Annotated in this window: 24 protein-coding genes and 1 pseudogene; 11 read left to right on the top strand and 14 right to left on the bottom strand. The window is 70.8% G+C overall.

All coding sequences use genetic code 11. The annotated features are described in order from the left end of the window. Positions 1-315 precede the first annotated feature (315 nt). The 4 genes from V8688_RS22410 to V8688_RS22395 are packed head-to-tail and all read right to left on the bottom strand — an operon-like array spanning position 316 to position 4202. Positions 316-657, bottom strand: coding sequence for an MmcQ/YjbR family DNA-binding protein (locus tag V8688_RS22410; RefSeq protein ID WP_342801624.1), 342 nt, complete (start codon positions 655-657; stop codon positions 316-318). Positions 658-668: 11 nt separating this feature from the next. Then, positions 669-2060: a VWA domain-containing protein gene (locus V8688_RS22405; RefSeq protein ID WP_218721449.1), complete on the bottom strand. Its 1392-nt coding sequence runs from the start codon at positions 2058-2060 to the stop codon at positions 669-671. Position 2061: 1 nt separating this feature from the next. Then, on the bottom strand, positions 2062-2940 hold the full coding sequence (locus V8688_RS22400) for a MoxR family ATPase (protein ID WP_218721450.1): 879 nt from the start codon (positions 2938-2940) through the stop codon (positions 2062-2064). Further along, positions 2937-4202, bottom strand: coding sequence for a glutamate-5-semialdehyde dehydrogenase (locus tag V8688_RS22395; RefSeq protein WP_218721451.1), 1266 nt, complete (start codon positions 4200-4202; stop codon positions 2937-2939). The genes V8688_RS22400 and V8688_RS22395 overlap by 4 nt, the downstream gene beginning before the upstream one ends. Before the next feature lie 193 nt (positions 4203-4395). Between V8688_RS22395 and V8688_RS22390 the strand changes: the two genes are divergently transcribed. Both V8688_RS22390 and V8688_RS22385 read left to right on the top strand, forming a co-directional pair. After that, positions 4396-5271: a ribokinase gene (locus tag V8688_RS22390; RefSeq protein WP_342801623.1), complete on the top strand. Its 876-nt coding sequence runs from the start codon at positions 4396-4398 to the stop codon at positions 5269-5271. Positions 5272-5370: 99 nt separating this feature from the next. Next, on the top strand, positions 5371-6582 hold the full coding sequence (locus tag V8688_RS22385; RefSeq protein ID WP_342801622.1) for an RtcB family protein: 1212 nt from the start codon (positions 5371-5373) through the stop codon (positions 6580-6582). Position 6583: 1 nt separating this feature from the next. Here V8688_RS22385 and V8688_RS22380 read toward each other — a convergent pair whose 3' ends face one another. After that, on the bottom strand, positions 6584-7066 hold the full coding sequence (locus tag V8688_RS22380; RefSeq protein ID WP_218721454.1) for a hypothetical protein: 483 nt from the start codon (positions 7064-7066) through the stop codon (positions 6584-6586). A 276-nt stretch (positions 7067-7342) separates the two neighbouring features. Here V8688_RS22380 and V8688_RS22375 point away from each other — a divergent pair, with 276 nt between their 5' ends. From V8688_RS22375 to V8688_RS22345, 7 genes are all read left to right on the top strand, one after another. After that, the gene (locus V8688_RS22375; RefSeq protein WP_255588601.1) at positions 7343-9466 is read left to right on the top strand and encodes a RecQ family ATP-dependent DNA helicase; all 2124 of its coding nucleotides are present in this window, start codon (positions 7343-7345) and stop codon (positions 9464-9466) included. Between the two features lie 109 nt (positions 9467-9575). Then, a complete protein-coding gene (locus tag V8688_RS22370; RefSeq protein ID WP_342801621.1) occupies positions 9576-10676 on the top strand; it encodes a methyltransferase in 1101 nt (366 codons plus the stop codon). Between the two features lie 64 nt (positions 10677-10740). Beyond that, positions 10741-11130 (top strand): hypothetical protein, encoded by a 390-nt coding sequence (locus V8688_RS22365; RefSeq protein ID WP_255588603.1) that lies wholly within the window; start codon positions 10741-10743, stop codon positions 11128-11130. 215 nt (positions 11131-11345) lie between these two features. After that, positions 11346-11789, top strand: coding sequence for an EXLDI protein (locus V8688_RS22360; RefSeq protein WP_218721455.1), 444 nt, complete (start codon positions 11346-11348; stop codon positions 11787-11789). Positions 11790-11817: 28 nt separating this feature from the next. Further along, a complete protein-coding gene (locus tag V8688_RS22355) occupies positions 11818-13986 on the top strand; it encodes an MMPL family transporter (protein WP_342801620.1) in 2169 nt (722 codons plus the stop codon). 63 nt (positions 13987-14049) lie between these two features. Beyond that, complete coding sequence (gene ligD / locus V8688_RS22350) at positions 14050-15009, top strand: non-homologous end-joining DNA ligase (RefSeq protein ID WP_218721457.1); 960 nt, start codon at positions 14050-14052, stop codon at positions 15007-15009. A 119-nt stretch (positions 15010-15128) separates the two neighbouring features. Next, positions 15129-16079 (top strand): D-isomer specific 2-hydroxyacid dehydrogenase family protein, encoded by a 951-nt coding sequence (locus V8688_RS22345; protein WP_218721458.1) that lies wholly within the window; start codon positions 15129-15131, stop codon positions 16077-16079. Here V8688_RS22345 and V8688_RS22340 read toward each other — a convergent pair. The 4 genes and pseudogenes from V8688_RS22340 to V8688_RS22325 all read right to left on the bottom strand — a co-directional run. Continuing rightward, positions 16073-16261 (bottom strand): annotated as a pseudogene (locus tag V8688_RS22340) (helix-turn-helix transcriptional regulator); the annotation flags it as partial. The gene V8688_RS22345 and the pseudogene V8688_RS22340 sit on opposite strands and share 7 nt — an antisense overlap. 1388 nt (positions 16262-17649) lie before the next feature. Continuing rightward, positions 17650-18480: an ATP-binding protein gene (locus tag V8688_RS22335; protein ID WP_342801619.1), complete on the bottom strand. Its 831-nt coding sequence runs from the start codon at positions 18478-18480 to the stop codon at positions 17650-17652. Positions 18481-18533: 53 nt separating this feature from the next. Next, complete coding sequence (locus V8688_RS22330) at positions 18534-19331, bottom strand: DUF5602 domain-containing protein (RefSeq protein WP_218721460.1); 798 nt, start codon at positions 19329-19331, stop codon at positions 18534-18536. 5 nt (positions 19332-19336) lie between these two features. Continuing rightward, the gene (locus V8688_RS22325; protein WP_218721461.1) at positions 19337-19621 is read right to left on the bottom strand and encodes a hypothetical protein; all 285 of its coding nucleotides are present in this window, start codon (positions 19619-19621) and stop codon (positions 19337-19339) included. A gap of 183 nt (positions 19622-19804) precedes the next feature. On the opposite strand from V8688_RS22325, the gene V8688_RS22320 reads away from it, so the two are divergent. Then, on the top strand, positions 19805-20539 hold the full coding sequence (locus tag V8688_RS22320) for an ESX secretion-associated protein EspG (protein ID WP_218721462.1): 735 nt from the start codon (positions 19805-19807) through the stop codon (positions 20537-20539). Between the two features lie 36 nt (positions 20540-20575). Then, positions 20576-20947 (top strand): hypothetical protein, encoded by a 372-nt coding sequence (locus V8688_RS22315; RefSeq protein ID WP_218721463.1) that lies wholly within the window; start codon positions 20576-20578, stop codon positions 20945-20947. 67 nt (positions 20948-21014) lie between these two features. On the opposite strand, the gene V8688_RS22310 is transcribed toward V8688_RS22315, so the two are convergent. The 5 genes from V8688_RS22310 to rplU all read right to left on the bottom strand — a co-directional run bounded on the left by V8688_RS22310 (position 21015) and on the right by rplU (position 26387). Then, entirely contained in the window at positions 21015-21416 is a 402-nt protein-coding gene (locus V8688_RS22310; protein WP_218721464.1) for a hypothetical protein, read from the bottom strand. A gap of 1549 nt (positions 21417-22965) precedes the next feature. Next, a complete protein-coding gene (gene proB, locus V8688_RS22305; RefSeq protein ID WP_218721557.1) occupies positions 22966-24063 on the bottom strand; it encodes a glutamate 5-kinase in 1098 nt (365 codons plus the stop codon). Between the two features lie 147 nt (positions 24064-24210). Further along, entirely contained in the window at positions 24211-25665 is a 1455-nt protein-coding gene (gene obgE, locus V8688_RS22300; protein WP_342801618.1) for a GTPase ObgE, read from the bottom strand. 121 nt (positions 25666-25786) lie between these two features. After that, positions 25787-26053 (bottom strand): 50S ribosomal protein L27, encoded by a 267-nt coding sequence (gene rpmA / locus V8688_RS22295; protein WP_022567181.1) that lies wholly within the window; start codon positions 26051-26053, stop codon positions 25787-25789. A gap of 22 nt (positions 26054-26075) precedes the next feature. Then, a complete protein-coding gene (gene rplU, locus V8688_RS22290; protein WP_110039506.1) occupies positions 26076-26387 on the bottom strand; it encodes a 50S ribosomal protein L21 in 312 nt (103 codons plus the stop codon). Between the last annotated feature and the right edge of the window lie 251 nt (positions 26388-26638).

Here is a 26638-nt window from a genome sequence, read left to right as displayed (position 1 = left end):
GCCGGGTCGCCGCGAGATCGGCAAGCCGCCGCGCCGCCCGTGCCCCCGCGCCCGGACGCAGGTGCTCGGGGCGCACGATCTCGCCGGACGGGACCGTGCTGTCGGGTGCCGTGCACGGCGACGGAACGGCTCCGGCACCGGGGTTCGCGAGCGGATCGGTCACCGGGTCGACCGCGCCCGCCGTGCCACCACTCGTACCACCGTGTCGGCCGACGCCCGTCGACCGAACCGCTCGTCGTCGCGCGACGCCCCTGCCAGCATGGCGGTGATCTTGGTGGATGGCGCCTGTAAGCGGCTTAACGTCCGCTGAAACGATCAGACCGTGGGGCGCTTGGACTTCGGCAGTTTGGCCACGATCGCGTCGTAGGAGGCGTCGATCAGCTCACGCAGTTCGTCGGGCGGGACGGCACCGCCCACGGTGACGCTGTTCCAGCCGTAGCGGCCGATGTAGGCCGAGGCGGTGACATCGTCGGGATAGACGTGCACCAGTTCGTCGGCTTCGGCGCGGTCACGGCCGCACTTGAGGCCGATCGAGTCGCCGCCGCCGAGGAAGGCGAAGATCTTGTCGACGACCTTGGCGACGACGTCACCCTCCCACGGTTCGTCCTGCCAGGCACCGGGTTTGGCCAGGCAGTAGGCCAGCAGATCCTCGCTCATCACCAGCTCCTTCACACGGGCAACAACCGGGAGACCACATCGGTCAGCTGCCGGGCCGACCGGCATTCGTGCATCTCGATCACCTCGCCGTAGTCGCGGGCCGCCGAATCACCGGTGCCCCACAGGTTCCGCGGCTCCGGGTTCAGCCAGTGCGCGTGCCGGGCGGTGTCGACGAGCTGACGCAGGACGTCGAGCTTCGGATTGCGGTAGTTGGTGCGGCCGTCGCCGAGCACCAGCAGCGAGCTGCGGCTGGTGACGGCGTCACCGAAGTTGTCGGCGAAGGTGGTCAGCGCCTGGCCGTAGTCGGAGTGTCCGTCGGCGTCGATGATCCGCGACTCGGTGAAGATCCTGGTGAGCACGTTGTCGAGGCCGGCGTACGGATCGAAGAAGCCGGTGACCTCGTCGGTGCGGTCGACGAAGGCGAAGATCCTGACCCGGGAGAACTGTTCGCGCAGCGCGCTCACCAGCAGCATGGTGAAGTTGCTGAAGCCGGCCACCGAGCCCGAGATGTCGCACAGCAGCACCAGTTCCGGGCGGCCGGGCCGTGGCTTGCGATTCACCAGATCGATCGGCACACCACCGGTCGACATCGACGCCCGTAGGGTTTTGCGCAGGTCGATCTCGCCACGGCGGGCCTTCTTGCGCCGCACGGCCAAGCGCGACGCCAGGATTCGGGCCAGCCGCTGGCTGCCGCGACGGAGTTCGACGAGTTCGCGTTCGGAGGCACGCAGGAAGTCGGCGTCCTCGGCTTGGCGGGCCACACCGTAGGTAGCGACACGGTCGCGCCCGATCTGTTCGGCGACGCGACGGTTGGTCTCGGCTTCCACGCTCGCCCGGAAGCCGGCGATCCGTTCCCGGACGATCCGCTGGGCCACCTCGGTGTCGCGCTCGCTCGCGTCCGGCGGCAGCGCGAGCCCCGCCAGCACCCGCGACAGCAAGGTCTGCGGCGCAAGGTCTTTCATCGCCTGATAGGCCGAGAACGACGGTCCGCGCGCGGACTGGTACTGGCCGAGCTGTTCGACGACCTGTCCGGCCAGCAACTCCAGCTGCCGACCCCCGTCCTCCGCGGCGAGCAGCTCGGCGAGCTGCTCGCGCAGGGCAGGCAGGTCGATCTGGCCGTCGGGTGTGCGGGGCAGGTCCCGTGTCTCGGTGGTGCGCTCCCCCACCGCGACCGGGAACCACAGGTCGAACAGCCCGTCGAAGGTGGCGCGATGGGTGGGGCGGCGCAACAACGCGCACGCCAGCCCCTCCCGCACGGACTCGCGATCGAGCAGATCGAGCACGGTGAGCACCCGGCCCGCGTCGACGGTCTCCGACGGCCCGACCGGCACACCGCGGGCCCGCAATGCCGCGACGAACCCGGCCACGTGCCCGCCGAGTCCGTGCGGGGCAGGCGCAGTCATCTCAGGCCAGCTTCAGCTCGGCCAGCGCGCGCTGGTGGTCGCTGCGGTGCTTGAGCACCACGCCGAGGGTGGCGCGCACGGTGGCATCGTCGAGGTCTGCCGCGCCCAGGGCCAGCAGGGTCTGACCCCAGTCGATCGATTCGGCCACCGACGGCAGCTTCTTGAGCTGCATCCCGCGCAGCACGTGCACGATCCGGACCAGCTGCTCGGCGACCGACTCCGCCAGCTCGGGCACCCGGCTGGCCAGGATCCGACGCTCCAGGTCTTCGTCGGGGAAGTCCAGGTGCAGATACAGACAGCGGCGCTTGAGCGCCTCCGACAGCTCGCGGGTGGCGTTCGAGGTGAGCACCACGAACGGCTTGCGGGTGGCGGTGATGGTGCCCAGTTCCGGCACGGTCACCGCGAAATCGCTGAGCACCTCGAGCAGCAGGCCCTCGATCTCGACGTCGGCCTTGTCGGTCTCGTCGATCAGCAGCACCGTCGGCTCGCTGCGCCGGATGGCGGTGAGCAGCGGGCGCGAGAGCAGGAATTCCTCGGTGAAGACGTCGGCTTTGGTTTCGGCCCAGTCGTTCTCGCTCGACGCCTGGATCCGCAGGATCTGCTTGGCGTGGTTCCACTCGTAGAGCGCGCGGGCCTCGTCGACACCCTCGTAGCACTGCAGCCGGACCAGTTCGGCGCCGGCGACCTGGGCCACCGCGCGCGACAGCTCGGTCTTGCCGACACCGGCCGGGCCCTCGATGAGCAGCGGCTTACCCAGCCGGTCGGCCAGGAAGACCGAGGTGGCGGTGGCCTTGTCGGCCAGGTAGCCGGTCTCGGCCAGGCGGGTGATGACGTCGTCGACCGAGGTGAAGATCGGTTCCTGTACAAGCGTCACGATCACACCGGCCGAGTCTGGCCGTCGCCCCACACGATCCACTTCGTGGAGGTGAGTTCGGGCAGTGCCATCGGGCCGCGGGCGTGCAGCTTCTGGGTGGAGATGCCGATCTCGGCGCCGAACCCGAACTGCTCGCCGTCGGTGAACGCGGTGGACGCGTTCACCATCACCGCGGCGGCGTCGACGCGGGTGGTGAACTCCCGCGCGGCGGCCAGATCGGCGGTGACGATGGCCTCGGTGTGGCCGGTGCCCCAGGTGTTGATGTGGTCGACGGCGGCATCGAGATCGTCGACGACCTTCAGCGCGATATCCAGCGTGAGGTACTCCTCACCCCAGTCGGCATCCGTGGCGGGCACCTGGCCGGGCAGATCGCCGTGAATGGTCACTCCGGCATCCTCGAGCGCCTTGCTCAGCCGGGGCAGCGCCGTCTCGGCGACCGCCGCGTCGATGAGGACGGTCTCGGCGGCGTTGCAGACGCTGGGACGGCGGGTCTTGGCGTTGAGCAGGATGGCCTCGGCCATGTCCAGATCGGCGGCGGAGTGCACGTAGACGTGGCAGTTGCCGGTGCCGGTCTCGATGGTCGGCACCTGCGCGTCGCGCACCACCGCGTTGATCAGGCCGGCGCCACCGCGCGGGATGACCACGTCGACCAGGCCGCGCGCCTGGATCAGGTGGGTGACGCTGGAACGGTCGTGGCTGGGCAACAGCTGGACCGCATCGGCCGGGACGCCCTGGGCGACAAGCGCTTCGCGCAGCACCTCGACGAGCGCGGCATTGGAGTTCGCGGCCGAGGAGGAGCCGCGCAGCAGTGCGGCGTTGCCCGACTTGAGTGCCAGGCCGAACGCGTCGACGGTGACATTGGGGCGCGCCTCGTAGACCATGCCGACCACGCCGAGCGGCACCCGGGTCTGGCGGATCTCGAGGCCGTTGGGCAGCGTGGAACCGCGCACGACGACGCCCACCGGATCGGGCAGCCCGGCCACCTGCCGCAGGCCGGAGGCGATGCCGTCGATGCGGGCCTTGGTCAGCCGCAGGCGGTCGAGCAGGTTCTCCTCGGTGCCCGCGGCCTGCGCGGTCGCGATGTCGGCGGCGTTGGCCGCCAGCACGCGGTCGGCGGCGGCGAGCAGGGCGTCGGCCGCCGCGTGCAGGGCCTCGTTCTTCTGCGCCGTGGTCAGCTGAGCCAGCACACGGGACGCGACGCGAGCCCTGCGGGCGGCGTCGTGCACCGCTGCGCGGATGTCGAGCTCGGGGGTCACTTCTACCGTCATGGGTATCAGCGTACGCAGGCCGCCGGTCCGCCTCGACGCCACCCGGACCCCGGAATACGCCTCCTACCGGCGGCGAGACCGAGTTGTCCACAGGTTTTGGCGGCGGGGGGACTTGTCCACAGGTCACCGGTCGATCGGCGCGCGAGCCGCCCGAAACCCGCGCCGACGGTGCCCGCACCGCTAGATTCGTCGGATGCACCGCTGCGCCGCACCCACCGTCGTCGTGCTGGGCAGCGTCAACATGGATCTGGTCACGACCACGCCGCAGCGCCCCGCACCAGGCGAGACCGTCCTCGGGTCCGGCTTCGCGACAGTGCCGGGCGGCAAGGGCGCGAATCAAGCCATCGCGGCGGCCAGATCAGGCGCGCGGGTGCGCTTCCTCGGCGCGACAGGAGACGACGCGTTCGGCGCCACGCTGCGATCGACGCTGTCCGACGCCGATGTCGACACCACCCTGCTACGCACTGTCGACGGGTCGAGCGGGGTGGCCACGATCGTGGTCGACGAGTCCGGCGAGAACAGCATCATCGTGGTCGCGGGCGCGAACGGGCGGGTGACCGACTTGACCGCGGACGAGCTCGCGGCGATCGCGGACGCCGACATTCTGCTGTGCCAGCTGGAGATTCCCCTCGCCACCGTGGCCGCGGCCGCCCGGCACGCGCACGCCGCGGACACGGTCGTCGTGCTCAATCCCTCGCCGGTACAGCCGCTGCCCGCCGCGCTATGGGCCGACGTCGACCTGGCGATCGTGAATTCGCTCGAGTCCGAACGATATTCGGCCGACCTCGACCGGATTCCGCACGTGGTCCGCACGCTCGGCGGCGACGGTGCGCTGTATCGATCAGCCGAGGGCAACCAGTTCGCGGTCGCCGGACGCACCGTCGACGTCGTCGACACCACCGGCGCCGGCGACGCCTTCACCGGCGCCCTCGTCGCCACCTGGCCGAAGGGCCCGCGAGCGGCAGTGACCTGGGCCAATGCCGCCGGCGCACTGGCGACCACCAGGCTCGGCGCCAGCTCGTCGATTCCGGACCGCGCCCGGATCGAACACGCGCTCGCGACGGACTGACCCGCTCGCTCCCCGGCACCGCCTGAGCGCCCGATATTCAGGTGCGATGCCGCCGCCGCGGTCCTACCGTTGGTAGTACACCGAGGAGAGGACCGAACCATGTTTCCCGTCGAGCTGCGCGGTACCAGGGCGCAGACGCTCATGTGGGCCAACGAGCACGAGATCGAGCAGTCGGCGCTGCGCCAGCTCCGCAATATCGCCGAGCTGGAGTGGGTGTACGGACTGCGCGTGATGCCGGATGTGCACCTGGGCAAAGGCGCGACGGTGGGATCGGTCATCGCCATGCGGGACGCGGTCGCGCCCGCCGCGGTGGGTGTCGATATCGGGTGCGGGATGGAGAGCGTCAAGACCGGGCTGACCGCCGCGGATCTGCCCGATGATCTGCGTTCCCTGCGATCGCGGATCGAGCGGGCGGTGCCGGTGGGGTTCAACGCGCACAAGGAGGCAGTGAACGTCGCTGCGCTGCATGCCGGTTCGCACGGACAGTCGGCACGGACGAAGGGCTGGGACCGGTTCTGGCGCGAGTTCGGTGATCTGCACCCAGGGGTGTCGTCGCTGGAGTCCAAGGCGCACAAGCAGATCGGCTCGCTCGGCGGCGGCAATCACTTCATCGAGGTCTGCCTCGATCAGGACGACGCCGTGTGGATTCTGCTGCACTCCGGGTCGCGCAATATCGGCAAGGAGCTGGCCGAACGGCACATGGCGGTGGCGCGGGCGCTGCCGCACAATCAGTCGCTGCCGGATCGGGATCTGGCGGTGTTCCTGGCCGGGACGCCGGAGATGGCCGCGTACCGGCGCGACCTGACCTGGGCGCAGGAGTACGCCGCGCGCAACCGCGCGGTGATGCTGTCGCTGGTGTGCCGGGCGGTGCGCGACGAATTCGCCGATCGCGAGGTGCGGTTCGACGAGCCGGTCTCCTGCCACCACAACTATGTGGCCGAGGAGGTCATCGACGGTGTGCCGATGCTGGTGACCCGTAAGGGCGCGGTGCGGGCGGGCGCGGGTGACCTGGCGTTGATCCCCGGATCGATGGGGACGCGGTCGTATGTGGTGCGGGGCAAGGGGAATCCGGCCTCGTTCCAGTCGGCCTCGCACGGCGCGGGACGGCGGTTGAGCCGGACCGCGGCCAAGAAGCAGTTCACGGTCGCCGATCTGGTCGCTCAGACCGAGGGCGTGGAATCGCGCAAGGACGCGGGCGTGGTCGACGAGATCCCGGCCGCGTACAAGGACATCGACGAGGTGATCGCGGCGCAGGCCGACCTGGTCGACGTGGTGGCGACGCTGCGTCAGGTCCTCTGTGTGAAGGGCTGAGTCATCGTCGGCGCAGGGTGCCCGCCACCCCCGCGCCGACGAGCAGCAGCCCGAGGACGAAGGTGAAGCCGCTGGTGATCCACGCGTTGAGCGCGATGTGCAGCTCGTCGGTCATCAGCGGCAGATCCCCCACCATCCGCCAGGTGCTCTCCGGCGAGACGAAGTAGACCAGGCCCGGCAGCACGCCCCACACCAGCCCGGCCAGGATCGTCGCGATCGGCGTGAACCCGGCCAGCGCGCTGACCAGCAACAACAGCAGTGCGCCCCCGATGATCTGCAGGGTCGAGCCGAACCGGTCGGCGGCATCGCCCAGGATCACCCACCGGCTGGTGTCCAACGCACCGTGCGCCGCCAAGGTCATCCCGAGCGGGGTGACGATCAGCGCGAGGAACGCGCCCGCCACGGTGCGCGACGCCCCCGAATTCGTCCGGAACTGCGACCCGGGCGGCGTCCAGCCCGTAGGCGGATCGAATCTGTTCGCCATGCAGCCCTCCGGCAGAGTCCGGTGTCGCGCCCTATTCTCCTCCCTCAGCGGGCATTTCGCCGAAGGAACGCGATACCCCTCACCAGTCCCGTGGTCGCGCCGACTGATCGCGCACGGGCATGGGTGACTCCCCGGGGACGGGCGCGCCGAGCCACCGCCCCTCCGATGGCCGCCCGGACACCGCCCGACGCACCTGGCTCCGGCCGGAAACGCGGAGCGGCGGAAAGCTCGTACTGCCGATCGTGTCTGTCGGTGGGGTCGGGCAGCATGGTGCCCATGACCTCAGCGACCGGCAACGACGTGCTCGACCTGACGGCTCCCGACCTGCGCGAACGCGCGGAGGAGTTGTTGCGGGAGCTCGCCGGGCCGCAGGCGCGGTTACGGGAGGACCAGTGGGTCGCGATCGAGGCGCTGGTGGTGCAGCGGCGCCGGGCGCTGGTGGTGCAACGGACCGGCTGGGGCAAGTCGGCGGTGTATTTCATCGCGGCGAAGCTGTTGCGGCGGGCGGGGCGGGGGCCGACGGTGATCGTGTCGCCGCTGCTGGCGTTGATGCGCAATCAGGTGGCCGCCGCGGAGCGGGCCGGGGTGGTGGCCGACACGATCAACTCGGGCAATGTCACCGAGTGGGACGAGATCCATCAGCGGGTGGCCGACGGCGCGGTCGACGTGCTGCTGGTGAGCCCGGAGCGGTTGAACAATCCGGACTTTCGCGATCAGGTGCTGCCCCGGCTGGCCGCCGACGCGGGGCTGGTCGTGATCGATGAGGCGCACTGTGTCTCGGACTGGGGCCACGACTTCCGGCCCGACTACCGCCGCATCCGGACGCTGATCGCCGATCTCGGCTCGGATGTGCCGGTCCTGGCGACCACCGCGACGGCCAACGATCGCGTGGTCACCGACGTGGCGGGCCAGATCGGCACCGACACCCTGGTGCTGCGGGGCACGCTGGACCGCGAGTCGCTGCACCTGTCGGTGGTGCGCTTCGACGACGCGGTGCAGCGCACGGCCTGGCTGGGCGCCCAACTGGACCGGCTGCCCGGCTCGGGCATCATCTACTGCCTCACGGTCGCCGCCGCGCACGACCTGGCCGACGTGCTGAATTCGCACGGTCACACCGTCGCCGCCTATACCGGCCAGACCGACCCGGCCGAACGCGAGGTGCTCGAGGGCGCGCTGCTGAACAACGAGGTGAAGGCACTGATCGCGACGTCGGCGTTGGGCATGGGCTTCGACAAGCCCGATCTCGGCTTCGTGGTGCACGTGGGCGCGCCGTCCTCCCCGATCGCCTATTACCAGCAGGTCGGGCGTGCGGGGCGTGGCACCGATCGCGCCGAGGTGGTGTTGCTGCCGGGCGCGGAGGACGCGCGGATCTGGAGCTACTTCGCCTCGGTGGCGTTCCCGCGCGAGCACATCGTGCGCGCGGTACTGGCCGCCCTGGACACCGATCGGCCGATGTCGACGGTGGCGCTGGAACCGCTGGTCGAGCTGAACCGGTCGCGCCTGGAGATGGTGCTGAAGGTGCTCGACGTGGACGGCGCGGTCCGGCGGGTACGCGGCGGCTGGCTGTCCACCGGCGAGCCGTGGACCTATGACACCGAGCGCTACGAACGCCTGGCCGCCGCCCGCGACACCGAGCAGCAGGCGATGATCGACTACCAGGCGACCACCGCCTGCCGGATGACCTTCCTGCGCCGTCAGCTCGACGATCCCGGCTTGGCCGCCCTCGACGCCGCGACCCCCGATTGCGGACGCTGTGACAACTGCACCGGCGCCCGCCCCGACACCACCGTCGACGCGGCCGCTGTCGCCGCCACCAGGGCCAGGCTGGACCGGCCCGGGCTCGATCTGGCACCGCGCAAGCAGTGGCCGACCGGCATGGCGAAACTGGGAATCCCGTTGTCGGGCAAGATCACCGGTGCCGCCGACACCGGCCGGGTGCTGGGCAGGCTCACCGACCTCGGCTGGGGTCAGCGGCTGCGCGCGCTGCTCGACGGACCCGATGCCCCGGTGCCCGACGCCGTCTTCGACGCGTGCATCGCCGTCCTGCGCGACTGGAACTGGGCCACCCGGCCGACCTCGGTGCTGGCGCTGGAATCGCCGCGCTATCCGCAGCTCACCACGAGTCTGGCCGCGCGGCTCGCGCAGGTCGGCAGGCTCGACAACCTCGGCACCTTGCCCACGAGGCCGGATCGGCCGCCGGTGTCGGCGGCGAATTCCGCGCACCGGGTAGCGGGGCTGTTCGACTCGTGGGAGGTCCCCGATCTGTCCGGCGTCGACGGCCCGATCCTGCTGGTGGACACTCTCACCGACACCGGTTGGACCATGACCGTCGCCGCCCACGCCCTGCGCACCAGCGGCGCGGACGCGGTCCTGCCGTTCGCCCTGGCCACGCCGACCTGAGCCACCTCGGCACTCGATCGGCCGGGCGCGCAATCCCTGTCCCTGGTCACCCCTGCTCCCGTAAGCTCTGTCCGTACGTGCAGGTCAACCGGCCGACGATGGGGTCACGATGGCGTCCACAGCACCGAAGAAGCTCCCTCCGCTGCCCGTGATCCGCGCGATCGATCGGTTGCGGGACGCGCTCGGCGCGCTGCAACGGAAACTGGTTCCCGGCCACATCGCCCTGCTGGAGTTCCAGGTCGCCGGCTTTCTGTCCCAGGCCATCAGCGCCGCCGCCGAACTCGGGATCGCCGACGAACTGGCCCGGGGCCCGCGCACGGCGGCCGAGCTGGCGCGCGCGGTCGAGGCCGACGAAGACGGGCTGCGCAGGCTGATGCGGCTGCTGGTGAGTTACGACCTCTTCGCCCAGCGGCGCGACGGCACCTACGCGCTGACCCGGATCGGCGACGCGCTGCGCAGCGACGCCGAGGTGACGCTGCGTGATCTGTCGCGGTTCTTCGGCTCGCCGTACCACCGCAACCACTGGTCTCATCTCACCGACGCGGTGCGCAGCGGCGAAGCCGTCGGTCGGGCCTTGGACGGAGCGAGCTTCTTCGAGTACGCGGCGGTGAACCGCGAGGTCGGCGAGTTGTTCGACAACGCCATGACCAGCGTGAGCACGTTGGCGATCGAGCCCCTGCTCGCCGCCTACGACTTCAGCCGGTTCGGCACCCTCGTCGATGTGGGCGGCGGGCGCGGCAGTCTGCTCATCGAGCTCCTCGGCCGGTATCCGGCGGCTCGGGGCATCGTGTTCGATCTGCCGAATGTGGTCGAGGACCTTGCCGCCGACCTCACGGCCGCGGGGCTGGGGCAGCGCTGCGCGGTCGAGAGCGGCTCGTTCTTCGCGGAGGTCCCGCAGGGCGGCGACGTCTACCTGCTCAAACACATCGTGCACGACTGGTCCGACGCCCAGGCCGAGCAGATCCTGCGCACCGTGCGCGCCGCCATGCGTCCGACCTCGACATTGCTGCTGCTCGAGCTGGTGTTGCCCGAGCATCGGCGGCCGCACCCGGGGAAATTCATCGACCTGGAGATGCTGGTGAACACCGAGGGCGGCCACGAACGCACCGAGGCCGAGTTCCGCGCGCTGCTGGCGCGCAGCGGCTTCACCCTGGAGCGAACAGTCCAGACGGCGGCGCCGGACTGCGTGCTGGAGGCCCGTCCCCGGTGACTGGCGGGTCGACACGCCGCCGCCGATTGTGTGTGCGACCCGCCACGAGTGCTTCAATGCGGCTATGACCAGGACCTCATTTGCTCGATCCCTGATGGCCGTCGCCGCGGGCTGTGCGGCCGGATTCACCCTCTTGACCGTTCCCGCCCAGGCGTCGAACGAGAACCCCCTCGACTGCTCCGGTGTGCCGGGCGCGCAGGCCGCGGCCGACCGGGAGAGCGCGCAGCGCGGCATCGCGATCACCCCGCTGTGCTTCAGCGGTGGCCTCTACAGCGGCATCCACGCGGGCATTCCGCTGGCCGTGCTGAACCCGCTGACCATGCCGGGCACCGCGAGCGTGTGCGTCGACGAGCGCGGAACCGTCGAGGCCGCAGCCAAATTCGAATGGACCGACCGGGTCCACGTGATGCCGATGTGCATCCAGAACCGGGCGTTCGGCGTGTACGAGCTGTAGTTCCGAGCCGCCGATCCGCGGTCCGCACGGGGTCGATCCGTGCGGACTTTTTTTGACCCTTGCGATATACGTATACATCTACTTATAGTGAGTCGGGCGGGACACACAGCCGCCGCACAACTGCACACAGACCAGCGACGACGAGCCGGAACAGGGGCTCGCCGCTCGAATAACCATGCCCATATGCGCATGCACATATTGAAATGGAGCGACCGATGACCACCGAGACGCACCCGACGCCCGCCACCGTCGACACCACCAAGCCCGACACCACCAAGCCCGACGCCGACGGATTCGGCCCGATCACCGTCAAGGTCGGCCCCGGGGGCGGCCGCTTCCAGCGCTTCACCGGGCGCAAGGTCGGCGAGTCGCGGCAGGTGAGCAAGAAGAGCGTCGACACCATTCGCGTGTACCTCACCCGCAAGGGCAACTACGTGGTGCACACCCAGACCTCCGAGTGGGCGGACTATGCGCTCGCCGAGCACTGGACCAAGGACTGGAAGGACTGGCGCTCCATGATCGGCGAGCAGAACTGGGGCGATTTCACCGTCGAGGTCGTCGACTCGCTCGACGCGCTGCGCGCGCTGGTGCCGCCGAAGGTCCACGAGACGATCGCCGACCGCGCGCGGCATCCGCGGACCCAAGACCTCGACGTCTGACCCACCTGGCCCGGAAAGGACCTCCATCATGTTCGCCAGACTGGGGCGCGTCGTCGTCCACCATCCGTGGAAAGTGATCGGGTTGTGGGTGATCGCGATCGTCGCCGTGCTGTCCACGGCACCCGCGCTCACCGCGACGACCGACCAATCCGCCTTCCTGCCCTCGCATTACGAGTCGATCCAGGCGATGAAGCTGCAGGAACAGGCCTTCCCGCAGAATGCCGCACCGGCCGCGCTGATCGTGGCGGTCCGCGCGGACGGCGGCCCGCTGACCGAGACCGACTCGGCCACGATCGCCGCCGCGGCCGGCGCGCTCACAGCCCGCGACATCAAGGGCGTCACCGGCCTCCAGGTGACACCGCCCTCGGAGAATCGCCTGGTCCAGGTCATCGCGGTGCGGATGACCAAGCTGACCGACGCGGCGGACAAGACCCAGGGCGAGGCGGTGAAGAGTCTGCGCGAGCACCTGAAGGAGCAGGTCGAGGGCACCGGTCTCAAGGCGGGCATCACCGGCACGGCGGCGCAGACTCTGGACCAGACCGAGCAGGGTGAGAAGGGCATGGCGATCATCGGCATCGCCACGATCGTGCTGATCCTGGTGTTGCTGCTGATCATCTTCCGCAGTCCGGTCATCGCGCTGCTGCCGGTGGTCACCATCGGCGCCATCTCGAGCACCGTCGGTGGCCTGATCGCCATGGCGGCCGAGGCCTTCGACCTCGAGATCGATACCTCGGTGAACTCGATCCTGCTGGTGGTGCTGTTCGGTGTGGGCACCGACTACATCCTGTTCCTGATGTTCCGGTACCGGGAACGGCTGCGGGCGGGCGACGATCCGAAGACCGCCATGGTCAATGCCGTCGCGCGGGTCGGCGAGGCCATCACGTCGGCGGCGGCCGCGGTGATCATCGCGTTCATGGCGCTGACCCTGTCGAGCCTCGGGATGTTCCGGGCGCTGGGACCGGCACTGGCGATCGCGGTCGCGGTGGCGCTGCTGGCCGGGCTCACGCTGGTGCCCGCGATCGTCTCGCTGTTGGGCACCAAGGTGTTCTGGCCGTCGAAGGCCTGGCAGGTGGAGCCCAAGGGCGCCCGGTTCGGCGCGATCGGCGCGGCGATGGGCAGGCGGCCCGGCGTATTCGCCGTCGCCTCCGGCGGTGTGCTGGTGGTGCTGGGCGTGTTCGCCTTCGGTTTCAATCCGACCTTCGATCTGAGCTCGGGCTCGACCACCGATGCCTCGGAGTCGGTGGCGTTCACCACCGAGCTGCTCGAGGGCATGCCGGCCGGAGCCACCCAGCCCTCGGAGGTGCTGTTGCAGTCGGCCGCGCCGCTGGCCGAGGACCAGCTCGCGAGTTACCGCACGGCGCTGACCGGGGTCGACGGCGTCGGTCAAGTCGGCGCACCGCAGCTGTCGGCGGACGGCACGATCGCGAACTTCCAGGTGACGCTGGCGAACGCGCCGGAATCCGATGCCGCGCTCGACACGGTGGCCGGGCCGCTGCGCGAGGTCGCCCACCAGGCGGCACCGGCGGGCGCCACGGCGGCGGTCGGCGGCATGACGGCGGTGTTCGTCGACTTCGAGGACGCGATGAACCACGACTACCGGATCGTGTTCCCGGTGGCCGCGGTCCTGATCATGCTGGTGCTGGCGTTGCTGCTGCGCAGCCTCGTCGCCCCCTGGTACCTGATGGCCTCGGTGTTCCTCGGCTTCGCCGCGACGCTGGGCGCGACGGTGCTGGTGTTCCAGCGGATCCAGGGCGAGCACGGGCTGATCTTCACGCTGCCGGTGATCATGTACCTGTTCGTGGTGGCCCTGGGCACCGACTACAACATCCTGATGATCGCCCGGCTGCGGGAGGAATCCCGCGAGGGCCACACGCCCCGCGAGGCGGCGGCGCTGGCGGTGCGCCACACCGGGCCGACGGTGGCCGCGGCGGGCCTCATCCTGGCGGGCACCTTCGCCTCGATGATGCTGGCGGGCAACAGCTCCCTGTCGCAGATGGGCTTCGCCATCTCGGTGGGCATCGCGATCGCGGCCTTCGTCATGGCGCTGTTCTTCACCCCGGCGGTCACCGCGCTGCTGGGCCGCCGGGCCTGGTGGCCGGGCCACGGCGGCGACAGCGACGAGGAGCGCTCACCCCGCTGGGCCGAGTACTCCTACGCCGAGAGCTACTACACGCCACCGGCGCGTCAGCGCCCCTGACACGCCAGGCGCCGCAGGTCCGCTCCCCCTCGGGAGCGGACCTGCTCGTCTATCGTTGCGCGTGTGGCCAAGTCTGCGACACCGGCGGTCGAGCTACCGGTGGGTGAGCACACGGTGCGGGTCAGCAATCCGGACCGGGTGTACTTCCCCGAGCTCGGCGCCACCAAGCTCGACCTGGCGCGGTACTACCTGAGCGTGGGTGACGGCATCGTCAACGCGCTGCGGGACCGGCCGTGCATGCTGCACCGGTTCCCCAAGGGTCTGCCCGGCGGGAAGGTGCATCAGAAGCGGCTGCCCGGCGGCGCGCCGGACTGGATCTCGACGGTGCGGGTGTACTTCCCGCGCTACGGCAGGCACGCCGACGAACTCTGCGTCCACGCGCTCGCCGACGTGATCTGGGCGGTGCAGATGTCCACGGTGGAGTTCCATCCCTGGAACTCGCGGGCGAGCGACACCGAGTCCCCCGACGAGTGGCGCATCGACCTCGATCCCATGCCGGACTGCCCGTGGTCGCGGGTGCAGCGGGTCGCCGGGGTGGTGCACGAGGTGCTCGACGAGCTGGGGGCGGTCGGCTGGCCCAAGACCTCCGGCGGATCGGGGCTGCACGTCTACGTACGGATCGCGCCCGAGCACGGATTCAAGCAGGTGCGCCGGGCCGCCCTGGCCTTCGCCCAGGAGGTGCAGCGGCGCGCGCCCGCCGACGTGACGACCGCCTGGTGGCGCAAGGACCGTGATCCGGCCCAGCTGTTCGTCGACTACAACCAGAACGCGCGCGATCACACCATCGCCGCCGCGTACTCGGTGCGCGGTGTGCCCGCGGCGACGGTGTCGACCCCGGTGCGCTGGAGCGAGATCGGCGACATCCACCCGCGCGATTTCACCATCGCGACCGTTCCGGCCCGCTATGCCGAGCTCGGTGACATCCAGGCCGAGATGGACGACGCGGTCTTCGACATCACCCCGCTGCTCGACCTGGCCGACCGGCACGGCGTCGACGAGCCCGTCGACCTCGACGAACCGTGACCGTGCCCCGGTGATCCGGCGAACCCGGGGCGGGGCGGCACCGTCGCGCCGGAGAGGGAAGAATCGGATTCCGACACAGCCCGGCCGCACCGTGCGGTCGACCACTCCAGGAGGTCTCCGTGCAGGAATCCGCGACCACGATCGCGCTCGGCCCGGACCCGCAGGCATCCCGACTGCTCGAGAAAGCGGTCGTGGGGGCGGGCGCCCAGGTCGGCGAGCTCGCCGACGCGGAGGCACTGATCTGGACCGGCAAGCCCACTGACTTCCCGGCGACGCTGCCGCCCGCGGTGCGCTGGGTCCAGCTGCCCGCGGCGGGGATCGAGGACTACTTCGACGCCGATGTCTTCGCCACGCACCCCGACGTGCTGTTCACCTCGGCGGCGGGCGCGTTCTCGCACAGTGTCGCCGAGCACGCGCTGATGCTGCTGCTGGCCGGGGTCCGCTACCTGCCCGAGCACCTGCGGGCGACCTCGTGGCAGCAGCGCGAGTTCTTCCCACACGTCGGCTCGTTGCGCGGGAAGACCGTGACCATCGTGGGCGCGGGCGGGATCGGACGGGCGCTGATCCCGATGCTGGTGCCGCTGGGCGCGCACGTGATCGCGGTGAACCGCTCCGGCACGCCGGTGACGGGCACGGGCATTCCCGACGGGATGGAGACGCTGCCCGCCGATCAGCTGGGCCGGGTGTGGTCGCATACCGACCACGTGGTGATCGCGGCGCCGGCGACCGCGCAGACCCGGCATCTGGTCGGCGCCGACGAACTGGCCAGGCTCAAGCCCTCGTCGTGGGTGATCAATGTGGCGCGCGGCAGCCTGGTCGACACCGACGCGCTGGTCGACGCGCTGACCCGCGGGGTGATCGGGGGCGCGGGCCTGGATGTCACCGAGCCCGAGCCGCTGCCGGACGGGCATCCGCTGTGGACGTTGCCGAACGCGATCATCACCCCGCACGATTCGAATCCGCCGCAGCTGCGCCTGGCGGCGTTCGCCGATCATGTCGCCGCGAATGTCGCCCGGTTCGTCGCGGGCGCGCCGCTGCTGGCGATCGTCGAACCGCGACGCGGCTATTGAGCGATCCGGCCGCGTGACACCCAGGCCGCGATCTGGCTGCGCTTGGCGAAGCCGAGTTTGGTGAGAATGTGCTGGACGTGGTTCTGCGCGGTGCGTTCCGACAGCACCAGCGCGGCGGCGATCTCGCGATTGGTGAGGCCGCGGGCCACCAGGTCGGCGACCTCGCGTTCCCGCGGAGTCAGGGTGGCGCACGCGTTCTCGTGGGCGGTGAGCACACGCAGCCGCTCGATCCAGGGCTCCATGCCGAGCGATACGGCTACCGGCAGGGCGGCCACCGCGAGCGCGACCGCGTCGGCGGTGGCGCCGCGGGCGAACAGTAGTTCGGCGCGTTCGCAGTCGGCTTCGACGGCGAATCCGGGCGCGCCCATCGTCCGCGCGGTGTGCCCCGCCGAGCGCAGGTCGGCGCACGCCGTGTCCGGGTCATCCAGGGCGGCAGCGAATTTCCCCAGCCACAGGGTGGTGGGGCCGAGATAGTGGGCGTTCCCGCCACCGCCGGTGATGTGCCCGTCGCGATAGCGCGTCAGCCGCGCACGAAAGTAGGCGACATCGTCGCGCAGGCCGAGCGCGGCGGCCACCGCGCCGCCGACGGCGAGCACATTGAGCAGGAAATACGGTGGCACCGGCCACTTCTCGGGTCGGCCGAGGCCGCGATAGAGCGGTTCGGCTTCGGCGATCAGGCCGCTGTCGACCAGCGGGAAGGCGGTACCGAGGGCGGCGAACAGCAGGTTGCGGACCTCGCCGCGCATCGGGGCGTGTGGCAGGACCAAGGCGTGCGGGTCGTGACCGGTGTGATGGCCGACGACGGCGCGCAGCGCCCGGAACGCGCCCTCCCCGGCGGGATGGCCCAGCGTGCTCGCCAGGGTGTGGGCCCGGGCCGCTCGATCGAGCGCGTGCGCGAATTCACCGCGGGCCTGCGCCAGCGCCGCTTCGGCGACCAGCAGATGCCACCGCGACATGGGACCGCCGGTGTGCTCGGCGCACCAGGTCAGACAGGACAGCTCCCCGGTGATCTCGCCCAGATCGCCCCGCTCCCACAGCGCGTCGAGGCGCCACAACCTGCCCCACATCTCCACGGCCGGATCGCGCGCGAGTTCCCCCGCCGCGATCATGCGGGCAGCCAGGACGCCGTGTTCGTCCCGATGGTCGGGACCGCTGCAGGCGAGCTGACGCGCCCGCAGCGCCGCCGCGAGAACGGCGGGATCGTCACCGCGATCGGCCGAGACCAGGGCGGCCCTGCTGGATTCGTCCACGCCGTCGAGCCTGCCGAGGTAGATCGCGGTCTCGGTGGCACGGGCCAGCAGGCGCGCGCGCAGGGGCTCGGGCAGGTCGTCGGCGGTGAGTGCCTCGGCGCAGGCGTCGGCGATGTCGCGATCCCAGCCGCGATCCCCGATCGGTTCGAGCACCAGCGCGGCTTCGGCCTGCAACGCCGGTTCCCCGGCCTTGCGGGCCAGCGCCTCCGCGGCCGCGCAATCGGCGCGGGCGGCGATCAGGTCACCGGCCCGGACCGCGGCGAGGGCGCGCTGGAGCACCAGCCTGCCCCGGTCGACCGGATCGAGCGCGGCGGCATGGGTCAGGGCCAGCCCGTACAGCCGCACCGCCTCCTCGAAGGCCAGCTCACGCAGGGCCACCTCCGCCGCGCGCCGCGCCCAGCGGACGGCGGGCTCGTGCGCCCCGGCCACCGCCGCGTTGGCCCAGTGCCAGGCCAGTGCGGCCGAATTCGCCTCGACCGCATCGGGATACAGCGCCTCGATCGCCAGCGCCGCACGTTGATGCAACACCACCCGCTGCTGTAGTTGCGTGAACCGGTGACCGCGTCGCTGCTGTTGCGCGGGCTCTCGCCGGCCGATTCGGCGCGCTGCCTGCGGCTGGAGGCCGGCCGCGAGCTCCCCGACGAGCTGGCAGGCGAAGCCTTCGACATGACCAGCTCCGGTTTGATCGCGGGCCAGCCGCCGTCGGTCGCGCCGGTGCGTTCGGTGGCGCACACCATGATCCGGCGCTCGCGTAGCGCCCGCACCACGTAGAGCAGCGCCTGCAGCGACGGTTCGTCGGCCCAGTGGATGTCGTCGATCACCAGCAGCACGCCGGTGTCGGTGCCGTCGAGACCGGCGGCGAAGCCCTCGAACAGCGCGATCCGGTCGGCGCCGGGCACGGGCGTCCCGGTGCCGAGGGCCTGGCGCCACAACCAGAAGGGCGGAGTGTCGGGGAGTTCGAGGGCGCGCGCCCACAGGGTGCGCACCCCGCGTTCGCGGGCGCGTCCGGCCAGTTCGGCGACCAGCCGGGTCTTGCCGACACCCGCCTCCCCCGAGCAGATCACCAGGTGGGGCGCGCCGTGGACCGCGTCGTCGAGCCGGGCCAGCAGATCGGCCAGTTCCGCCTCGCGTCCGATGAGCTCGGTGATCACGCCGCACCTCCGAGTATCAGAGCATACTCGCAGGTGAGGGCCCTACAGAAGGGTCAGGAGGCGGTGCGCTCGGTGAGCCCACCGACCGTGACGACGTACTCCTTGGCCTTGTCGTCGTAGCTGATCGAATAGGTGGTCGGGTACCGGGTGGAGCGCTGGTAGGCCTGCGGCTGCGGAATGTCCCCGGTGAACGACGGCTTGGTGAGCAGCCACTCCCTGGTGAACATGGGCTCGGTGAAGATGTACTGGCCGTCCCACGCGCCGTTGATCAGGGTCTGGGTGAACTCGCCCGGCACGACCGGCTTGCTCATGTCGACCCAGTGCACGCCCATCGCCGGCACCGCCTGCACCTCGATCGGTTCGGGCAGCGTGCTGCTGTCGGCCGGCATGTACTTCGAGTCCGGGCTGTGCGCCGCCTTCGTCAGGAACTCCGGATCCTGCGGGTCGATCGCGGCCACCGCGGCGGCGTCGACGAAATAGAAGTGGGCGTCGAAGTGCGGCTTGTCGAACATGCCGATCGGCGGGTGGCCGTGCGGCACCCAGTCGAAGGTGAGGTGGTTGATCACCGTGCCCGACGCTTCCTCGGGCAGGGCCAGCGGCGGGCTGGCCGGTGGCGGACCTTCCGGCATGGTGGCGGGCATCGGCAGGCCCTCCAGCGCCGCCTCCTGGATCCGCAGGCCGACCTCGGTCGGGGTGCCGGAACCGTCGGTGGTCACGAAGGTGCGGATCTGGCCGTTGCCCAGCGCGCGTTCGTCGCCGTAGTAGGTCTTGTCGGCATCGTCGCCGCAGGCCGCGGCGGTGGCCAGGACGAGCAGGGCCGCCAGCGCGGCGGTGAGGCTTCGCGTGCGCATCTCACTCACCCCTGGGCCACGGTCTCGACGGCGGCCTCGAAGGCGCGCACCCGGGCATCGGGACCGGGACGGATGCCGACCCGGTCGAGGGCGGGGAAGAGCCGCTCGGCGGCGAACCGGTCGGCGGCGTCGGCCGACTCCCAGATGTCGACGACGGTCAGCGCGCCGTCGCATTCGCCGACGAAGTGCCACAGATTGCCCGCGACCGGTTCCGGTCCGAGCGCCTCGTGCACCGTCCGGTACTGCGCGAGCCCCACCCCGGGGCTCTCGGTGATGTGGACGTAGGTCATGGCTCCTCCATTCGACGGATCTGTCCCGAAGGTAGGAGCCGCGGCGGCGGGAAGCGTCCGCCGAAATACTCATCTGGCTACTCAGAGCACCGAAGTTTCCATTCGGACGGATGAACGATGCGCCGGAATCGGACACGACGGTTAGGCTGTCCTCGTCCTGGTTCGGTAAGGATGGGATCGGCAATGGGATGGACCTTCAGCGCTGACGAATTCGCGCACGTGTGGCGGGAATCCGGTCAGGACCGAATGCCCTTCCCGATCCGGGTGCTCGAATCACCGCGCACCGAGGACGAGGCCGCCCGATTACGCGCCGACCTCGACCATCGACTACCCGGCGGCGGCGACCCCGACCTCGCCGCCTGCCTGCGGATCATCGCCGCACCACACGCCAGGATCGTGCTCGTCGGCGGCGCGCACACCCCCGGCAGCGAGATCCGGCTGCTCGCCTGCGCGGTCTACGACCATGCCGTGCTCGTCGTCCAGGAACCAGGTTCCCGACCCGATTTCGGTGGTCGCGTGCGGGTTTCGATCGGGCACACCGCCGGGATCGGCGCTCGCGTCGCCGCCTGCCTGCCCGATATCCCGCCCGGCCGCGAACCCGCGCGCGAGGCCGCCGCCGACGCCGTTCGCGACGAGGAGACCGTGGTCGCCGCGCATCCCGCCGTCCCCCGGATCCAGCGCCTGCTGCGGCGTCCGCACACCGCCGAGGGACACATCCGCATCGAAACCGGGCTCGACCGCGCCGCGCCGACCCCGCCGGTGCACTACAGCTGGATCGATGTGGCCGGGGACGGACGCTACCTGCTGCGCGCGGGAGAAACGGTGCACGTCGTGCCCGCCGCGACCGGTCAGCTGGCCGCCCAGCTCCAGCGCAGGCTCGCTCCTGCGCACAGTTCCACCACCCGAAGGTCCGGCTAGCCTGGACGCCGACGCACGATCTGGAGGGGAGACGCGATGACGATCGAGAGCAGCAGAGCCGAGATCTCCCGGTTCCGCAGCGCCGCCGCGGCGGGCACCGTGAAGTTCGATCCCGATGCCGCGCGCCGCTGCGCCGACCTCTACGAACAGCAGGCCGACCGGCTCGCCCAGCTCCGTCAGCGCCTCGAATACGCCGGTGCGGCGGGCGGATTCGGTGGTTTCGTCTCCGCACAGCAGTTGCAGGCCGGGTTCGCCCACAAGGCCCGCGACGCCGCCGAACTGCTCGACCACTACATCGAGGCCGCCTACCGGATGAAGGAGGCCTTCCTGCTCAGCGCCGGTTTGCTCGACGAGGCCGACGCGGCCGCGGCCACCGCGCTGCGCGCGGTCGACCCGAGGCGGCGCTGATGGGCGGCACCGACCCCACCTACATCAGTGCGATGGAGCATTTCGAGTCCATGCCGCACGAGCAGATCTACACCCGCACCCAGCAGATCGATGCGGGCGAGATCCTCGACAGCTCGCTCGCCTGGCTGGAGAGTGCCGCCGCACTGACCACGACCATGCCGCTGACCAGGTCCAACGTCGACCGCGTCCTCGACGAGACCGGGTGGGAGGGTGCCGCCGCCGACGCCGCTTTCGCCAGCACCCGCGCCTTCGCCGACTCGATCGGCGAGCTCGCGGCGGTCTTCGGCGAGGTCGGCGCCCGCCTCGGTGGGGTCGCGGCGGCCGCGGAGGCGGTGAAGCTCGCGGTCGTCGCGCCCGGCGGTTCCGGGCCGATCGGCACCATCGCGCGGTTGCTCGAAGCCGCCCATGTCATCGACGCGCAGATGGCGGCGGAAGCGTTGCGCCAGGAGGCCGTGCTGGCGATGAACATGATCTACAAGCCCGCGTATTCGCTGGCCGGGACCGGTGTGCCCGCCTTGCCCGCGCCGCCGGGATCGGAGTCGTCCAGCGGGCAGGGACGCGACGGGTCGTCCCCGGAGCTCCCGCAACCCGCCGCACCACAAGGTGATTCGCCCCAGAACGGTTCGACGCCAGAGACCGACCCGGGCTCCGGGAACGGGGCAGGCTCGGCGCCGAGCCAGGACCCGGCCCCGACTACCGAATCTCCACAGCCGGAAACCACTCCAGTGCCGTCGAGCGAGACACCCGCTCCCCCGGCTTCGGGCAGCCCCGCCCCGACGGAAGAATTCGAGCGACCGGCACCGCCGACGACCGATCAACCGGCGCCTTCCGCACCGACTTCGGAACAGCCTGCGCCGCAACCAGAACCCTCCACCCCTACACCGCAGACCACCGCACCCACGGCGGAACAGCCCACCCCCGAACCGGAGCCCGCGCCGCCGACGCCCGAACCAGCGCCGACATCCGAACACTCCGCACCGCAGCCTCCGGCGCCCACGACCGAACAGCCCGCGCCCCAACCTTCCGCCCCCACCTCGGAACAGCCCGCGCCCCAACCGGAACCCGCGGCCCCCGCACCCGAGCCAGCGCCGCAAGCGCCGGCGCCCGCCTCGGAACAGCCCGCACCCCAACCGGAGACCGCAGCCCCCGCACCAGCGCCGCAGCCACCCGCGCCGACTTCGGNCGCCGACGCCCGAACCAGCGCCGACATCCGAACACTCCGCACCGCAGCCTCCGGCGCCCACGACCGAACAGCCCGCGCCCCAACCTTCCGCCCCCACCTCGGAACAGCCCGCGCCCCAACCGGAACCCGCGGCCCCCGCACCCGAGCCAGCGCCGCAAGCGCCGGCGCCCGCCTCGGAACAGCCCGCACCCCAACCGGAGACCGCAGCCCCCGCACCAGCGCCGCAGCCACCCGCGCCGACTTCGGAACGGCCGCAACCGGAGTCACCCGCGCCGCCGAGCCCCGCGCCGGAAGTGCCGGCACCGCAGCAGGTTCCGCAGGCGCCGGAGCCGCACGCGGGCATCGGGGTGCCGCCGGTACCCGGTGGGCCGGTCGATCCGGGTGGGCAGCCGGGGGTGACCGGGCCGATCCCGGAGACAGCCGGCCCACAGCCGCAGCCCGTGACGCCGCCGCCCGCACCACCGCTGGATCTGGATCAGCCGGGCGTCATTCCGCCGCGGCGGTAGTCGCGGCGGCGCGGCCGCCGATGCCACCGCACAGCCACGATCGCGACGGGGCGGGACCGGGGCCGCTCGGTGCCACCCGCCTCCGTGGCCCGCGAGTGAGCCTTCCCGGCTGTTCCCCGCCCCTGGGTCGGGTCGGGCTGCTCGCCCACGCCTGGCAGTGTGGGAGGACGAGTTCGGCCCGAAGGGGGTCGGGTAACTCGCCCGCTACGGACGAACCGCCGCGTCGCCGTGGAGCGCGGCGGCTGGTAGCGGGTGCGAACCCGGAGCGCCTCGACCTCGGGTCGCGAAAGGTCTACCCGTGGCGGTGTTTCCGGTGCCGGCGTCCGGGATCAGACCTTGACCAGGTCGTCGGCGTGGATGACCGGGCGCTGCATGGTGTCGGGGAGTTCGGTGGTGGAGCGGCCGAGCATGGTGGTCAGTTCGGTGCTGTCGTATTCGACGACGCCGCGGGCGACCACCCGGTTGTCGGGGCTGACCAGGTCGACGACATCGCCGCCGAAGAAGCGGCCGCGGACGCCGGTGATGCCCGCCGCGAGCAGGGAGCGGCGCTCGGCGACGGCTTCCACGGCGCCCGCGTCGATGAGGACCGAGCCACGGGTATCGGCGGCGTGCCGGACCCAGAACTTGCGGCCGGACAGACGGACCGGGCGGGCGGCGAAGGCGGTGCCGACGGTGCCGTCGGCCAGCGCGGTCGCGGCGTCGGCGGCCGAGGCGAGCAGGACGGGGATGCCCGCGTCGGCGGCGAGGCGGGCGGCGGACAGCTTGGAGGCCATGCCGCCGGTGCCGAGCGCGCCCCCGCTGCCGGCGATCACGCCGTCGAGGTCGGCGCTGCTGCGCACCTCGGGGATGAAGTTCGCGGCGCCCTTGCGCGGGTCACCGTCGTAGAGGCCGGACACATCCGAGAGCAGGATCAGCGCGTCGGCGCCGACCAGGTGCGCCACCAGGGCGGCGAGGCGGTCGTTGTCGCCGAAGCGGATCTCCTCCGTGGCGACGGTGTCGTTCTCGTTGACCACGGCGATCGCGCCGAGCGAGCGTAGTCGGTCCAGGGTGCGCTGGGCATTGCGGTGGTGCTCGCGGCGGGCGAAGTCGTCGGCGGAGAGCAGCACCTGGCCGACGGTGCGGTCGTAGCGGGCGAACGAGGTGCCCCAGGCGTGGGCGAGGGCCAGCTGGCCCACACTCGCCGCGGCCTGCTTGGTGGCCAGGTCCTTGGGCCTGCGCGACAGGCCAAGCGGCGCGATGCCCGCGCCGATCGCACCGGAGGACACCACGACCACGTCCGAACCGGCCCGCATCCGCGCCTCCACGGCGTCGGCCAGCCGATCGAGCCGGTCGGTGTCCAGACCGCCCTCGAGGCTGGTCAGCGCCGACGAACCGATCTTCACCACCACCGCGCGCGCCGACACGATGGCCTGGCGCGCCGCACTCAGCTCCGAACTCACCTGCATAGCCTTACTCCCTGCACCGCGATCACCGTCGTCGACGGTCCCAGCTCATGCCGGTGACCCACCGCAGTATGCCGATCGAACGACCGTGACCGACACCGGTTTTCGACCGGCGCCGACACGGCCGGACCCCTACTTCCCGTCTTCGTCGAGCAAGCCACGACGCGCACGCGAGGCGAGCTTGCGCTCGGCCGCGCCGATGCGGTCGTTGTTCTCCAGCCGGATGTCGGTACCGCGGCCGGTCGGCACGATGTCGACACCGGCGGATACCTGCGGCTCCCACTCGAACGACACATCGCCGATCGTCACCGAACACCCCGGCTCGGCACCCTGCTTGACCAGCTCGGCCTCGACGCCGAGGCGGGCCAGCCGGTCGGCCAGATAGCCGACGGCTTCGTCGTTGTCGAACTGGGTCTGGCGCACCCAGCGCTCCGGCCGGGTGCCGCGCACGATGAAGCCACCCGGCTCCTGCGGATCCGCGATCACGCTGAACCCGGACTCGTCGCTCGCGATCGGACGGATCACCGTGCGCTTCGGCGCGGCCTTCGGGTGATCTTCGCGATACTGGCGGACCATATCGGCCAGCGCGAAGGTCAGCGGACGCAGGCCGGCGCGGCTCACCGCGGAGATCTCGAACACCGGCCAGCCGCGTTCGGTGAACTCCGGCGTCACCATCTCGGCCAGTTCGGCGGCGTCGGGAACGTCGGTCTTGTTCAGGATGACCACGCGGGGCCGGTCGGCCAGGTCGCCGAGGCTCGCGTCACCGGCCAGGGCCGGTTTGTACGCGGCCAGTTCGGCCTCGAGCGCGTCGACGTCGGAGACCGGGTCGCGGCCCGGTTCCAGGGTCGCGCAGTCGACGACGTGGGCCAGTACCGCGCAGCGCTCCAGATGGCGCAGGAAGTCCAGGCCGAGGCCACGACCGTCGCTGGCGCCGGGAATCAGACCCGGCACGTCGGCGACGGTGAAGGTGGTGTCGCCGCTGGCGACCACGCCAAGGTTCGGGACCAGCGTGGTGAACGGGTAGTCGGCGATCTTGGGCTTGGCGGCCGAGAGCACCGAGACCAGCGAGGACTTGCCCGCCGACGGGAACCCGACCAGGCCGACGTCGGCGACCGACTTCAGCTCCAGGACCAGGTCGAGCTCTTCGCCCTCTTCCCCGAGCAGCGCGAAACCGGGCGCCTTGCGTGCCTTGGACGCCAGCGAGGCGTTGCCGAGACCGCCGCGGCCGCCCTTGGCGACCACGAACTTGTTGCCGACGCCGACCAGGTCGACGACGACCTCGCCGTCGGCATCGACGACCACGGTGCCGTCGGGCACCTTGAGCACCAGGTCGGTGCCCATCTTGCCGTCGCGGTTGCCGCCCTCGCCGGGCTTGCCGTTGCCGGCCTTGGCGTGCGGATGGAAATGGAAGTCGAGCAGGGTGTGGACGTTCGGGTCGACCTCGAGGATCACATCCCCGCCGTTGCCGCCGTTGCCACCGTCGGGACCACCGAGCGGCTTGAACTTCTCACGATGCACCGAGGCGCAACCGTGTCCACCTCTACCGGCACGAACATGCAGCACGACGCGGTCGATGAATTTGGACATGGGTTGATCCTCCTCCTTCTGACTGGTCGATTGCGGTAAGGGTGAGCGAACACGACGGAGCGGGTCAGGGAAACAACCCTGACCCGCTCCGGTGTCCGTGGGGAGCTGACGCTCCAGGCGGTCAGGCCTGGGCCGGCTCCGGGACGACGATGTTGACGGTCTTGCGGCCACGCTTGGTGCCGAACTCGACCGCGCCCGCCGCGAGGGCGAACAGGGTGTCGTCGCCGCCACGACCGACGTTCACGCCGGGGTGGAAGTGGGTTCCGCGCTGACGGACGAGGATCTCGCCCGCGCTGACCTTCTGGCCACCGAAGCGCTTCACGCCGAGGCGCTGGGCGTTCGAATCACGACCGTTCCGGGAGCTGGATGCACCCTTCTTATGTGCCATTGCTTCGTCTCCTCGGGATGTCTTACTTGATGCCGGTGACCTTGATGACCGTCAGCGGCTGACGGTGACCCTGGCGCTTGTGGTAGCCGGTCTTGTTCTTGAACTTGTGGATCCGGATCTTCGGGCCCTTGGTCTGATCGACGACCTCGGCGGCCACGGAGATCTTGGCCAGCTTGTCGGCGTCGGTGGTCAGATCGGCGCCGTCGACGACGAGAACCGGGGTCAGGGCCACGGCGGTGCCGGGCTCACCCTCGATCTTCTCGACCTTCACCAGGTCACCGACCGCGACCTTGTACTGCTTTCCGCCGGTCTTGACGATTGCGTACGCTGCCATCGGTCGGCTTCCTCCACTCACGTTGGTCGTGCTCGTTTCACGTCACAGCTGCGCGACGCGTGTTCTTGACTGGGGCTCATTCCCGCGAACGGGGAGAGCAACGGTCACTTGCCTGCGGAATCACCCTGCCGTTCGGCTAGGTGCCCAATCGCGGGGCAGCGACCGACCTAGGTTACCAGACCGGTATCCACTCCCCCAATTCGGCCGGTCAGGGCCGAATCGAGGGCCTGCGCGCGAGGAGTGCTCCCCGC

Source organism: Nocardia sp. No.11 (genome assembly GCF_038752175.1).
Lineage (GTDB): Bacteria > Actinomycetota > Actinomycetes > Mycobacteriales > Mycobacteriaceae > Nocardia > Nocardia canadensis.
Note: the sequence above shows the minus strand (reverse complement) of the source record. Positions and strands in the feature narration are given on the sequence as shown.